The sequence below is a fragment of the Blautia sp. ZXY-1-C6 genome (genome assembly GCF_056339875.1).
Genome location: NZ_JBWJVQ010000160.1, coordinates 1 through 14,755, shown reverse-complemented (window position 1 = coordinate 14,755; position 14,755 = coordinate 1). Strand labels below are relative to the sequence as shown.

Here is a 14,755-nt window from a genome sequence, read left to right as displayed (position 1 = left end):
ATCATATCCTGTACACTCATCTTATCATCCTCCCCTGTGTATCATACCAATACTCAAATCCATTCATGTACCGCGTTTTTTCATAACACAGTACATATTTGGAAACTGCTGTAAATTCTTCTGCCTGCGGCGGCAGAAGATTTCTCAGAATCTGAGGCAGCAGCTCCGTAAATTTCACTTCCATGATCAGTTTTCCCGGTTCCAGTACAGATAAAGCCGGAAGCGTACTGTCGAAAATATCATAGCTTCCAACAGCAGCTCTGACATCTGTATCAAATGTGATCCTGACTGTTCCCTCATCCATGATCCATGGTTCTCTCTCATAATCTACGATTGTTCTCGGCCGCATCATATTACTCATACATTCTGTGTAAAATTCCCTGCAAAGATTATACGGACTTTTCAGAAGAAATTCATACTCGCCGGAAAGAATTTTTTGCACCTCATCTTTTGTCAGCGGAGCATCTTCTTTATAAATATAACTGCCGAACTTCTTTTTTCTCTCCAGCTTGATACTTTCAGCACTATAATTATAAATTCGTATCCTGTATTTCTTCCTCATAAGAACGCCGCTTTCCTTTTCTTCATATGCACTGTTCCAGTAATCATCAAAATACAGGCTCCGTATCAGATATCCTCCATTTTCTGCATGAGGATCCAGTTTCATAAGTGGCTTCATCCGAAGATTCAGGACTTCTTTCTCACTGGTACTGATAAGATATTTCCATTCATTACGAAAATGTTCTTTCTTCCTGTCAGCCTTCTTCATAATTGTCTTCCTCTACCGTACTATCTTCTGTTATGTAAAAGCACTTCATACCATAATGCTTTCCTTCGTCTGTTACATAATAATCAAATGCATCCTGCGTTTTTCCAGATGTATTTGTTGCTCTTACTCTCACAAAATACTGTCCTGCATTCGGAAGTTCCATCTCCGATTCCGGAACAGTCAGGGTTGTGTTCTGATAGATCACATCCTGAAACAGATAATCTCGCGCAACCTCCACAGAATACGTAATGTCCTCTGCGTCCAGATCATAAGATACATCCCAGTTAAATTTCAGCTTATCACCGTCTATTGACGGAACACCTATATAAAATGGCATTGGTGTTTCCAGACTTTCCAGATATAACTGATAGTTCTTTTCTATCTCATCAGGAAGTGATGCTGCAATCTGATCGTATTGTTCAGATGTAAGCGGTTCATACTCTGCATCAGGCATCAAATATAAATAGGGCTTCAGTACATTCTTATAGCTCTCTATCTTTGATGTGAGCATATCTTTGTTCAGATATTCCCTCAGATCCAGAATGGCATCATTTAATTTTTCCCGGAAAGACCGTGACTTCAGACACCTTTGAAACAGAATATTTCCCCAGTAATTGCTGATTCCCTTTTCCCAGCTGTTCTGATCCGAAAAATTCCTTAATTCATATTCCGGTCTCATCAGACAGCCATCGTTATCCCAGGCAATAAAGTACCAGATATCTGAATTCAGAGGACTGTATAAATAAACATTTCTGTTCTGTGTGTCTACGTTTCCCATCAGAATCTGAAATGCCATCCAGTAAACAATATTTTCTTCATCAAAATGTTCTTTCAGTACATCTTCAATCCCTATAGAATAATCATTCAGATCTGTCAGCATATCAATCAATTTGGTATGATCTGAATCCCCTTTTATTTCCAGCATTTTTTCAAAGGCTGTCTTATCATATCCTGCATCATCTTCTTTTTTTATAATATCCTCGTAGCGATAAAATTCAAAAGAATTAATCTTATACAATTGTCCGTTTGAATCCAGTCCATGACTCTTTAATGCCGTCTTATTCAGTTGTTCAACCTGTGTATAAATTCCATAATCCTCAAATTTTACACCTGATTCTTCTGTATTATCCTTTACATACAAATGCACAAACTGTGTACGTAAACCAACCATCTGAGGAATTCCCCTGATCAGATCATATGCCAGCTTATTTCGAAAGCGCATTCCTTCTGTCATATGTTTATTCAGGTTAATGGTTCTCTGGCCTCTCCACGTTCCTTTATTCTTTTTTAACTCAATTTTATAATTTTTTTGTGCATTCTGGCTGGATGTCTGGCCTCTGATCTGAACAGTTGCATTAGGCACGCTTTCTCCATATCCGACTTCCCCTTGTGTCGGTCCATTCTCATCTCCCACCTGCAAAAGTCCTGCCACCTGATATCTCTCCACTCCCATATCTTCGTAGTCATAAACAGAATAGCTGTTGATTTCCTTCCATGTATGATATGTATTTTCGGATGAATTTCCCTTAGATACAGTAAGATACATGGTAACAACACTGGTATCATCATCATTTTCATACAAAGAATCCTTATCTCTTAAATGAATCTCATTGATTTCTTCTTTCTCTGCTTTTTCTGCCTTTACCTGTTCTGTTTCGTTATCTTCCTGTACTGTCTGATCCTGCGAAGAGTTTCCCGCTTTTTCCAGAGTGCAGCCTCCACAAAGAGAAAGACTGACTAATACTGCACTTATCAGATTTATTTTTTTAATTCCTGTCAACGTTCGTTCTCCTTTCCAGTTTCTCATCCATAAAACATCCGATTCTGGTAAATACCCCCGATTTGTCTTCTGCTACCACCGGCTGTATGCTGAGAATATAATATGGCAGACGTCTGGTATAACGTTCCAGACGGATCATAACTATAAAATAAAACAGTACACATCCTGCAAGAAACCCAAAGCCATAATATACCTGCGGACAAAACAGAGAAATCACAGTAAACACAGAAGTTCCCACGGCAAAAATTACAGAAGCAGCCAATGCTCCCCTGTAATCTGTAAAATATAAAAGAAGCAGAAGCATCGTATTTGCAACTGCATAAATGCCGTAACCAACACAAAGTGTCCGGAAATATCCATACATCAGATCATTAAATCCCAAAGGAAGGTACTTCAAAAGACTCTCACCCATTGAAATCGCCAGCGCAGTAGTCAGTAACTGCTTCAAAGCGGTATACTTCAATTCTCTGTTCAGTACATCCAGCATTTCTGTACCGGCCTGCATAATATCCTTAATGGTTCCCCCATCATTGAATAAACTGTAATAATTCCTGTATTTCGGATAAAAATTAACTTCTACAGAAACCACAAAATTTACAGTGGTGATCAGAATTGTCAGAAATGCGATCAATGCCGGTACGTCATGTGACGGTGCCCCATAAAAAAGCCCTTTTACCTGTTTCCCCAGCGGTCCGGCCCACATGATCACAAGGTGGGCAAACAGCCCGATATTAATGCAGAGTCCTGTAAATGCCAGCGGCAGAAACTCATCTGCCCACCTTAAAAATAAGAATGCACTGATATCACTTTGTGGAAAATACTCATACAGTAAAACAACATCCCATAAAAGCATGATCCCATATCCAATGCATACCGCAGCCATCAATGCTTCCACATGGGAAATTCCCAGAAACAACAATAAAGCTCCCGAAAGAAAAGTAACAGCGATCGCAGCAAGAAAGGATAACATAATTCCTCTGTAATCTTTAATTGCAGTAAGATAACTCATCGCATTCCATGTAACGATCAGTTCTCCAAACAACTCAAAACATAAAAACTTATCTATAAGCCCAACTCCGGAAAATATCAGAAAAATCCCATATAAAATTCCTCCTGCAATGAGCATTAAGCCTGTCGAACCCCAGAAAGATGACAGAACTGCCTCATTTTTTTCTTCATAAAGCATATCTGCAATAAATCTTGTTACTACCATTGACAAGAAACTGGTTACCGTCAATGATGCAAGAAGTGTATATGTGATCATGCAGACCAGTAATTCTCTGCTCTGTTTCGGAGCGCCTGTCCTGTCACACAAAAACATAACCCCCAGCAGAAGTACGATACCAAGCAACATGGGACCGGTACAGATAATCCCTGCATATCCATAGGCGCGGAAAGAAGCAAACAGCCCTCTTCTGCTGAACAGTTTTTTGAGTTCAAATCCAATCCCTGCCATATGCTTCCTCCACCTCCCTGTAAAGTTTTCTGTATTCACTGATCATGCGCTCATGCCTGTAATATGCCTTAGTTCTTGCCTGTCCGCTTTTTCCCATTCTGATCCGTCTTCTCCTGGATTCACACATTTTTTCCATAGCGGCAGCAAGTCCATCCCTGTACATAGGCGGAACGCAATAACCGGCACATCCAAAATCATCTCCTTCTTTCCCATTCAGAAGTTCCCGGCAACATCCTACATCAGTGGTTACACATGGGCGTCTGGCTGCAAATGACTCCAGCACGGATAATGGCTGTCCTTCTGATATACTGGTAAGGATCGTAAAATCCAGTTTTCTCATATACTGTACAATATCTACCCTTCCTGTAAAAACAAGATTTTTGATATCCAGCTGTTTCACCAGTGCATAACACTCATCTGCATATTCCTCGTCATCTACCCCTCCCAGAATATGAAGTCTCACATTCTCCATTCTGGATGAGAGTTCATAAAATGCATATATCATAGTCTTTATATCTTTAATGGGTGCGAGACGGACTACCGCACCTATGTCTACCCATCCATCTTCCTCTTTCAGAGGAATCTGTGACAACCTGTCATAATTAATACCATTTTCAATTACTCTGCATTTCTCTGCATCACAGCCAATCTGTATTTGCGTAAGCATCGCATTCGTAAATAAACTGGTTACCCGAAAAGCCCTTTTATAAATTGCTTCTGATAACATATAAAAGAAAGAAATCCACTGTTTTTTAAATGATGGGATTACCCATTTTGCCCTGATGATCTCTTCCTCTCTTTCTCTTGTGTATATCCCATGCTCTGTAAGTAATACCGGTCTCCTGTAAACATATCCTCCAAGGCAGGCAAGAAGTCCCCCATATCCTGTTGAAATGGCATGATAGGTATCTGCCAGAGGAACCTCTGAACCCAGAAGATATAAAACCGGAAGCAGCATGGAACGCATTGTATGAAACGCATCCGCAAATGCAATATACGGATATTTTTCCAGACAGCTCTCTGTTAATATATTTAAAAACTGCTCACTTTTCAGAAATGACATCGGATTCATTTTCCGGTCGTGATATAAATGAAACAATACTTCCCAGTCAGGATGACTGCATTCCATCAATTCTCTTAGACTCTTTGTTTCTTCTTCCGAAAAACGATTGATTCTGTGCAGCTGTCCTTTTTGATTTCCATGTTCCTTCAGTTTTAATGCATCATCCAGAAATACCTCATGGACTTCCACCACATTATCCGGCAGTTCATAGACAAATTTTCCACGGTCACATGCATGTGCTCCTATCACCCACAGTACAAACTCATGCTCTTTCATAACAGTGATATACTGATGCATCCATGTCGAAACTCCACCATGCACATACGGATAACAGCCTTCTAAAACCAGACAGATTCTCAATTTTCTCACCTTATTTCTATTTTCACTGATTTCTCTTTTGCCCGAAGCAGATAGAGATTTCCGGTAATATGCGTCAGTTCTCCACCTTCTATATTACCCGGAGTCCCTTCATTCATTCTTATCATAATATAAGCTTCATCATAAAAATTATCTAATTTAAGATTAAGTTCCTGATCTGATATATCCTTATCGATCACCAGTGCCCCATACCGCTGTATTGCGCCTGATAGTTCGGAAGCAGTAAGATTTCTCAGACATGGAGCTGAAGTATACAGCCAGTCCATATATTCATCCAGCCGTTTTTTCAGTTTCTCCCATCCCAGTCTGGCACCTCTGTCTTCGTCCAGCAGATCATCCGGATGCATAAAATGTGTATTGACAAAATGCATATTCAGTTCAGATACAGCCGCAAGTTCCATATAATCATCAATCACAGCACCTGAAATAATACGGGGCTGTTCCACAATTCCATCTTCTGCAGCCTCAAACTCCTGTGTATATGCCATATCTCCGACAAAATAATTACTTGCAATTGTACGTATCTCCGGAAATTCTTTTACGATCATTTCCCGCCCTTCATCTGACAGCACATTAGACGGCGGTACATAAACAGACAATTCTGTCCCCGGAAACATCTCTTTTCCAAACCGTATCAGCTCTGTCATGGCTTTTTTCATTGCATCATAGCTTTCCCATGTTTTATATGGAAGGATATTTGCATAATCCACATTTGACAGGCTCAATGGCTGATGATTATATCCATGATATCCCAGTTCTCCTCCCTGATGAAGCAGCATATTCCCAAAATACTGAAATCTCTGTACATCTTCCTGTTCCACAACATCTCCGGACACATCATCCTCATAATTGTCAATAATAACGCCTGTATATTTCACACCGTGTTCCTCTGCCAGCTCCAGCATATCCGGCCACCAGATATTTGTATAAAACTCTTTGATGCTGAGACCATAATCACGTTTGATATATGTTCCGTCTCCACTCGGCACAGGAGATGGAAAATCATCCAGATAGAATACAGATCCATTAAGCACCGGGTAAACCATCACATCTGTCAGCAGACTATAGGATGCCGCAAAAAATCCTCTTGTGGCTTTTTCACATAATCCAAAATTATCAACTACAAATTTACCTTTTCCATAACTGTTTTCCCAGATAAGCGGAACCTTCTTTTCATCATCTGTCCATGCATAAACCTTCGCCGTTTCTCCAACACTTACTTCCCATGCTGAATCATATGCATCCGGAATCTGGAAAGATCTTCCCCCTCCAATCATGAAATCATCATCAATATAGATTTTATCTACCAGAACATTTCCATAATCAGAGTCTGTAATTCCCAATTTCTGCTCAATGAGCGAAACATATGTATCCTTCTGAAGTGTTAACGCAAAAAGAACACGTCCTCCTTTTTCTACCCAGTTTCCAATCTTTATAACTACATCCTTCAATGGGTTCAGATCCGACATCAGCACCACTATTGTTTCATAGCCTGAGAAATCAGGAATCTCACTCTGTCTGATATCTGCCAGATCTACTCCTGTTTTCATATCCATAAAAATTCTTTCAAACTCTTCCCATGCCACCACACTGTCTGCCTGACTGCTGTCCATCAGCACCAGACAACTGCTCTCAATATTTTTGACTGCCTGTGTTTCAGTTACAACCGTATCCCTGTCCAGATATGCATTCTTCTTGATCTCTGCCTGATACTGAATTCCTGAACGCTCTGTCCAAAGCACCACACTGATTGCCAGAAAAACTCCCAGAATAACAGTCAGACCCTTAAATCGAAAAGACTGTAAATATTTTATCATTCCTGCCAAAAAGCCAATGCCTCCTTTCCTTTCGCCGACAGGTAAATATGTTCCTGCTGAATCTGCTCTAATGTTTCCTTTAATTCTTTTCCCTGTTTCAGTTCCACGTAATATCTGATCCTGAGTATCCAATATTCTTCATTTCTGTGCCACTTCTTATCCATTCTTTCCAGACTTTTAAGAACCTGTTCATACTCCTTCATCTGCATTTGATTCTCAGTCAGACATACATATGTATGAAGATCTTCTTTAAATTTCAGTTTTTTCTTCAGAAGTTTTATATATTGATTTCTTTGCACCAGTTCCATCTGTCCTTCCAGAAGTCCCTGAGATAAATACTCCTGAAGAAAATCACAGTACTCTGAAATAAGCTGTTGATTTTCCGGTTCTTTTGCATATCTGTATTCTATCTTCTGCAGTCTGCTTTCATATTCCTTAGACAGCTCTACCATTCCTGTGATCGCATAATGCACAACCTCTACATCGTCATTCATCCTTGCCTGTTTAAGCATATCGATGTAATTCTCCGGATCATCATTCAATACATTCATAATCAGATCACGCCTCATAGCGGCCTCATCAATAAGAAGCACTTCCTCCAGTGGCACAATATTTCTGTCACTTTCTTCTTTCGGTGCTATAATGCTTCTGTAAATTTCTTCATTGATCTTCATTTTTTCTATTCCGATTTCACGCTTTTTATCCTGGTGAAAAAATATCTGGAAATGCAGAAGCAATACACAGATCATACCCCATACCGGTACAAAGATCACAGGTAATATGAGATACCTCTTCACCTTCAGTAAATGGGAGTTTATTCCTGTCCATACTAAAACACAACAGATAATATGGAATATAATAAAAACAACCCCTGTTATATTCTGTATCATTCTTCAGCTACCCTGCTTTCGTTACGGGTGTCAATCACTCTGCAATGAAGTCCGTTCTTTTCGAGCCTTTCAATTACTATCGGTAACATGGCATCATCCACCTGTGACAGTATCAGATAGAGTTGTCCATCCTCCGATATTCCCAGTATGTCATTCTCTCGGATTTTATTTTTTAATATCCTGTCTGTTTCCTCCAGTGTCATTTCCGGATTTTCAATCTGCAGCAGAGCATATGATCCTATTTTCTGTTCTTTTATGGAATGAAATAACTTCAGCCTTTCCATAAAATACTCTGTTTTTAATATATGAGTTCCTTCCAGATATTCCCTGTCTCTGACTGCTTCCTGATATTCCAGTGCACGCAGCAGAGAGACTTCTACCAGACCGCATAAAATTTTGATAAGATTCAGATAATACAATGTCATCTGATTACTGGCTGCATCCTGGATAAATACCAGCATTACAAGTTCTTCATTTCTCTTTATCCCTGCAATATATGCCGGATATCCGGCAAGCAGTTCCCTGTTTCTCCAGACCTCACCCTTTTCCAGCGTTTCTATCGCATTCTGATACTCTTCAATCCTTATAGAATTCGGCATTTTTCTGCGAATTTCAGGTGATGACATTTCCATCCTTCCAAAACGTTTCCATGAATCAAGTGAATAAAGTACAATTGTATGATTTTCCAGAACATCTTCCATTACCCTTATGGTTTCCATAAACAGTTTCTGAGGCTGTATCACATCCAGCTTTCTTGTTATATCAAAAATTTTTCCAAAGCTGTCCCTGCTTCCGAGAATCTGCTTCTTATATTGTCTTTTATCCTGAAGCGTCTCCTGATACATTTCCTGCATAAAGAAAAATTTTTCCTTAATCAGTCTGTTTTCTTTTGTTACAAATTCTATATCCTCTTTATTCTTCAGCCTTATATAACCACAGACAGCACCTGCTGCAAAATAAAAAATAAATGGAATCCAGTTGGAAGCCTCATAAAACAAAGTATATATGTTTACATTCTCCTGCCTGTATGCTGCAATCAAAGAACAAGTTTCCAACGCAGCTGCTGATATTCCATAATTAATTCCATAAAGACTTCCCATGAATACAATAAATACAAGTCTCAGGTCAATCATTTTAAACTGAGCATAAGTTCCTGTATATTTGTTTAGAAATTCAAATAAAATAAATCCTGAGATTAATTCCAGAATGTGGACCAGCAAAGTATTTTTCGATATCCAATTCCTGATATTTGCAAAATGTCCGGAATCTGAATCTGATAATTTTTTATACTCCTGATACATCCCGGGAATATCTTCAAAAACAGATATCTTTGGAAACCACCCATATTCATGTCTTATAATCTGATCATCCGGCTGTACCTTATAAATCTGACCGCTGTTCTGATATCTTATATCCAGTTTACCGGGAATTGTCTTTCTGATTTCTTTTTCCAGATCACTGAAACTCTGCCTGAAACAATCCGGAACATTCAGACAGCGTTCTTTTCCCCAATTGTCATATACTTTATAAAGCAGTTCTGCCAGATCATCCATACATAGAAAATAAATATTTTGTTCCGGTGATTCCTCAAAAACAATTTTTCCGCTTTCTTCTGCCTCTGTAAACAGCTTATAAAAAAAGTCCTGTGTGTATACCGCTGAATATAAATGAGGAATTCTCAGAATCTTGGTGTTTATCTGATACATATTTCCATATTCCATAACTACATTTTCTGCTGCGGATACCAGAAGTGTTTTTCCACTTGTAATATTATAAATGCTCTCCTGCCCGGTCAGATACAACATTCTTATTTCCTTATTCTTTTTGCATAACTGAAGTATCTGTCTCAGTTGTTCCAGTTCTCCGGTCATCCTTCCATGCATGGTCAGATAATTTGAAAAATAAACAATTCTTTCAAACTCATATGTTTCGAAAATCTCTTTCAGTTCTTTCTCATCTTTTATGAACGGACGAGATAATATATTCTTTTTTCGATTTGATTTCAGCATCTCATTTCCCAGTACAACTACATCACATTCAGGAAATGATTCTTCTATAAAAGTTTCTGTTACATATCCTGTATTTCCTGCCAACAATACTTCCATATTTATTCACCTCAATAAAGTGAAGTATAACAAAGTTATTTTTTCTTTTCAATATCAGCATCTTTACAGAAAATAGCTTTTTTCTCAACAACTGTTGTCTTGTTCCTGCTGCTGTTCTATGCTAAAATATTTCCAGTATAAAATCATAAACCACAGACAGATCAGTACCCTGACATTTCCGGCACTGATCATATCTGATCATATTATACAAACTGTCAGGAAAGAGGCGATTACATTGAACATTGAAGATTCCTGTATTTCCTGCATTGACACAGACTGGTCCTACCAGCTTGCCAGACGCATGGAAAAAGAGAAAACAAACCCTGTTCTGGGCTATCGTACTGCAGGTTCCGCTGCTGAAACAGCTACAGGAGATATGTTATACAGGGAAATGAAAGCTATCGGACTTACCGATGTAACCAGAGATACATTCTCACTGGACGGATGGGAATTCGAGAAGGCAGTCCTGAAATTTACAGATGATGACGGGCAGGAACACACCTTTCAGATGGGCGGATATCAGACAAATTTCGAGACAGACGGATTTGAAGATTACGAACTCGTTTATCTGGGAAAAGGAACTGCCGCAGATTATGAAGGCATAAACGTAAAAGGAAAGCTGGTTATGGTTGAGATCAACCAGCGAGACGAATGGTGGATCAGCTTCCCTGTTTATCAGGCTTATCTGCGCGGCGCTGCTGCCCTGATCGCAGTTCAGGCAAACGGCTACGGAGAAATCGCAGAGTCTGCGCTGAATGCACAGGATATCGCAGGTCCTGATTTCGCACCTGCATTCTCTCTGTCTCAGGCGGATGCACGTATCCTGAAGCGTTCTCTCCGAAATAAAATTTCCACCTGCGAAGACAACACCACTGATTCAGAAGATACCCATAACACTCTGGAACAGGATGCTGCTTTATTACGCAGATCCTCATTAAAAGTATCACTGGATGCCCGTTCCAGAGTCATTCCGGACACAACAGCAGGCAATATCACAGGTAAAATACAGGGTACTGAGACAGACTCTATGATCCTGCTGTCTGCACACTATGATTCCTATTTCGATGGATTCCAGGATGATAATGCGGCAGTCGCCATGATGCTCGGCATTGCCCGTTCACTTGTAAAGGGCGGCTATAAGCCTGCCCACACTCTCGTTTTCTGCGCAATGGCTGCCGAGGAATGGGGAATCATTGATTCCAAATACGACTGGTCTACAGGAGCCTACAATCAGGTATTCCGTGTACATCCTGACTGGCAGGGTAAAGTGATCGCAGACCTGAACTTTGAACTTCCTGCACACGCACACAATAGACAGGATGCCATCCGCTGTACCTATGAATATGCAGATTTCATCAGACAGTTTACAGACAGCCTGACTGTCCCGAAGGAAGCATATCCTGACGGGATCACGGTTCTCTCTCCCATCGAGACATGGTCTGATGATTTCTCCATGGCAATCGCAGGTATCCCATCCACAGTCAATGATTTCAGCGCCGGGCCCTTCATGCAGAATTATTATCATTCCCAATATGATAATCAGGATGTTTACCAGGAAGCTGTCTATCAGTTTCATCATGAATGCTATCTGAAACTGATCATGGCCATTGACAGACTTGTCCTGCCACCGATGAATTTCAGCAATACCATGAACGCGGTCGCAGAAAGTATCCACGAAAATGCACTCTCATTTGCTGATCCTGAGCAGAATGTTCTGCTCAGAAACCTGCAGACAATTACCGCTTCTGCCGAAAATATTTATGACAAAATATGCCAGATTAATACGGAATATGCCACACTTTCAGACTCCGACGCCCGCATTGCTTTCCGCCACAAATGGGAATATGCCGGACTGGAGCTGCTGAAAACTTTCCGCAAGGCGCAAGACTATCTGGTACGTCTCAACTGGCAAGATGAAGTAATTTTCCCACAGGAAGCTGCCTCCAAAAATATCCGACAGCTGGAAAAAGCCAGCCGGGCTTTATCCGAGGGAAATATTACAGATGCATTGAAGGCTCTCTATCGAGTAGACAATAATATGTACGCATTTCTCTTCGATGAAGAAGTTTACTATCACTTCACCGAATACATTCTTCACCAGCCAAAAGACCGCCTGATGTGGGGTGCCGGACGTATCATGCATCACGAAAATCTCTACGGGATCGTGCAGAAACTGAAGCAGCGCATGGAAGAAGAAACACCGGAACTCGACAGTGAGATCCGTCGTCTGGAAGCTGCCCTGCGCAGACAGAAGGCTTATTATAAGGACGATATCCGCTACTTAAACACCTCCGTTAATAAGCTGTCTGCGATGTTGGATAACATCTATAATAATCTACTGTCTTTTTAAAAAACATTACCACTCCCGGGAACAGCAATGTTCCCGGCAATAAATAAGGAGATTACTACATACCATGGAAAGTGATAATTTGTACAGAGTACAGGAAGAAGATTTACCACGATTACAGAAACTGTTAACGGTCTGTTTCGCACAGGATCCGCTGTATCATACCCTGATTCCTGATGATGACACCAGAGAAAGACTTCTGCCGGAGCTCTTTTCCTGCGATCTGACGGAGTTCTTTCAGACATGCGAAATTTATTCTGACAGCAGCGAACTGAACAGTATCCTGGTTGTTTCTGACGAAAGCGAACCTTACAATTTTCTGCACTACTGTCTCACAGAGGCCAGAGCTGCACTTACCACTGACGGATGGCTGATCAAAGAAGATCCAAGCCTGAAAACCTTCTGGAATTTCATTCAGGGCAAAGACTACCTGAACTCAAGCTGGACTGATCAGCTTCACCAGACAGAACGTCTCCATGTGATCTACCTTGCGGTAGACCCCGGACACCAGCATCATGGGCTGGCAGAACTTCTGATGGATGAAGTGATAAATTACGCCCAGAAACACAAGATGCTGATTTCTCTGGAAACCCATAATCCCAATAACGTTCCTATTTATGAACACTTCGGATTTAAAACATATGGGATAGTGGAAAAACCTCACTTTGATCTGAAACAATATTGCATGATCAGAGAGGCTACTGTATAATCTGTCCCTGCACTGCTCTCGCAATTATTAACATAAAAGCTCCGTAATTGATAAATTAACCTATTTTTCACTTACATTTTTGTCTATTTCTACGTCTAGTAATATTTATACTTTTATATTAAAATAGCATACAGATGTCGGATAAAACTTTTCCACATCTGTTTGTTTATGGTACCATGTGTACTTTTCCGCTACTATTCTTAATTACTGTTAACTGTTCGGAGACTTTCCATTCAACGGACTGCTGAACATCCACGATTACCAGAAACAAAAGTATTTACCTGGCAATAAAAATTTTAATAACCCCCAGAGTACACATCACTACACTGATAAGGAGGACTTATAATAATGGTACGAAATGCAATGAGCGCAACAGAATTTTATATTTTACAATATTTATGGACCAGAGAAACACCTGCAACTTTTTCTGAGATTATGGTTCACTTTAATGAGGAAGAAAAGAAAGCATGGAAGAAACAGACAGTAAACACATTTCTTTCCCGTCTGGCACAGAAGGGCTTTTTGAATATTGACAAGAGCGGAAAAAGAGCTATCTATATTCCATCTGTCACCTCAAAGAAATTCTATGAAAATTATGCCCAGGAGATTGTAAAGGATTCTTACAACGGAGCCATCAAAGATTTCATCGCTGCATTTACAGCAGGAAATAAATTAAGCGCAGCTGAGAAAGCTGAATTATTATCTTATATACAGACACTTTAATCAGAAATGCTCAATAAAAAAGGCTGTCATTAACAACAGCCTTTTTTATTTACAGAATTACTATAAATACCGGATCAGAGAAATTACTCAGACTCTTCTATATTTTCCAACGTAAGCTTATGATATGGCGTGCGCACATATTTTCCGTCGATCAACGGAATATCACTCTTATCTCCATCCGTTGCGATTACAAATGCAAGATTCAGCATTTCACGCGCCTGCCCCTCTTTATCATTATAAACCGTTCCAAGCATTTCCTCATTCTTTACAGCCTCAATCCCCTCATCTGTACGGTCGACCAGATTGACACACACCACATCACATCCTTTATCGATCATGTTTTTCACCTGTTCATTCTGCGTCAGCTGACTCTGTGATGCATCCAGGATTTCCAGATTGATCGCCACACCGCTGGATTCCTCTTGCCAATGATTTTTTCAGGTTATATTTTTTCTATTGTGATTTTTCCATATTACTTCCTATTACATAATGTTCGGATCAAAAGGTATTTTTCCCCTAACTTGATACCCACGAATTACTCCACACTTTGCAGCTCCCGCAATTTTATTATATGTTTATATATACAGCATAAAAGCCACTCTACAGATTATTCATCCAAAGAATGGCTATCCTTATTTTTATCAGATACTTATGGTAAGTATACCCGTATATTCATTTTTACACAAAAAAACCAGCTAACTGTTAGCTGGTTTCTCAT

At 39.9% G+C, this 14,755-nt stretch carries 11 protein-coding genes; 3 read left to right on the top strand and 8 right to left on the bottom strand.

Features of this window, described 5'->3' with window-relative positions; genetic code table 11:
* Positions 1–16: 16 nt before the first annotated feature.
* The 7 genes from AC075J_RS07390 to AC075J_RS07360 form a co-directional block, all read right to left on the bottom strand.
* Positions 17–769, bottom strand: coding sequence for a polyphosphate polymerase domain-containing protein (locus AC075J_RS07390; protein ID WP_055199889.1), 753 nt, complete (start codon positions 767–769; stop codon positions 17–19).
* Positions 756–2,549: a CotH kinase family protein gene (locus tag AC075J_RS07385; RefSeq protein ID WP_242859371.1), complete on the bottom strand. Its 1,794-nt coding sequence runs from the start codon at positions 2,547–2,549 to the stop codon at positions 756–758. Before AC075J_RS07385 ends, AC075J_RS07390 begins: the two co-directional genes overlap by 14 nt.
* Complete coding sequence (gene pelG, locus AC075J_RS07380; RefSeq protein ID WP_055199891.1) at positions 2,536–4,005, bottom strand: exopolysaccharide Pel transporter PelG; 1,470 nt, start codon at positions 4,003–4,005, stop codon at positions 2,536–2,538. The genes AC075J_RS07385 and pelG overlap by 14 nt, the downstream gene beginning before the upstream one ends.
* Positions 3,986–5,437 (bottom strand): GT4 family glycosyltransferase PelF, encoded by a 1,452-nt coding sequence (pelF, locus tag AC075J_RS07375; protein ID WP_330380916.1) that lies wholly within the window; start codon positions 5,435–5,437, stop codon positions 3,986–3,988. The genes pelG and pelF overlap by 20 nt, the downstream gene beginning before the upstream one ends.
* The gene (locus AC075J_RS07370; protein ID WP_055199905.1) at positions 5,434–7,263 is read right to left on the bottom strand and encodes a DUF2194 domain-containing protein; all 1,830 of its coding nucleotides are present in this window, start codon (positions 7,261–7,263) and stop codon (positions 5,434–5,436) included. The genes pelF and AC075J_RS07370 overlap by 4 nt, the downstream gene beginning before the upstream one ends.
* Positions 7,260–7,937, bottom strand: coding sequence for a hypothetical protein (locus AC075J_RS07365; protein ID WP_226839771.1), 678 nt, complete (start codon positions 7,935–7,937; stop codon positions 7,260–7,262). Before AC075J_RS07365 ends, AC075J_RS07370 begins: the two co-directional genes overlap by 4 nt.
* A gap of 212 nt (positions 7,938–8,149) precedes the next feature.
* Positions 8,150–10,258, bottom strand: a complete 2,109-nt coding sequence (locus AC075J_RS07360) for an NAD-dependent epimerase/dehydratase family protein (protein ID WP_055199892.1) — start codon at positions 10,256–10,258, stop codon at positions 8,150–8,152.
* A 301-nt stretch (positions 10,259–10,559) separates the two neighbouring features.
* On the opposite strand from AC075J_RS07360, the gene AC075J_RS07355 reads away from it, so the two are divergent.
* From AC075J_RS07355 to AC075J_RS07345, 3 genes are all read left to right on the top strand, one after another.
* Entirely contained in the window at positions 10,560–12,608 is a 2,049-nt protein-coding gene (locus AC075J_RS07355) for a M28 family peptidase (RefSeq protein WP_082433158.1), read from the top strand.
* A gap of 64 nt (positions 12,609–12,672) precedes the next feature.
* On the top strand, positions 12,673–13,314 hold the full coding sequence (locus AC075J_RS07350; protein ID WP_025580832.1) for a GNAT family N-acetyltransferase: 642 nt from the start codon (positions 12,673–12,675) through the stop codon (positions 13,312–13,314).
* A gap of 348 nt (positions 13,315–13,662) precedes the next feature.
* Positions 13,663–14,037 (top strand): BlaI/MecI/CopY family transcriptional regulator, encoded by a 375-nt coding sequence (locus AC075J_RS07345; RefSeq protein ID WP_008707184.1) that lies wholly within the window; start codon positions 13,663–13,665, stop codon positions 14,035–14,037.
* Between the two features lie 83 nt (positions 14,038–14,120).
* Here the strand turns inward: AC075J_RS07345 and AC075J_RS07340 are convergent, their stop codons facing one another.
* Positions 14,121–14,444 carry a type 1 periplasmic-binding domain-containing protein gene (locus AC075J_RS07340; protein ID WP_055199893.1) on the bottom strand — a complete coding sequence of 108 codons (324 nt, stop codon included), beginning with the start codon at positions 14,442–14,444 and terminating at the stop codon, positions 14,121–14,123.
* Positions 14,445–14,755: the final 311 nt, after the last annotated feature.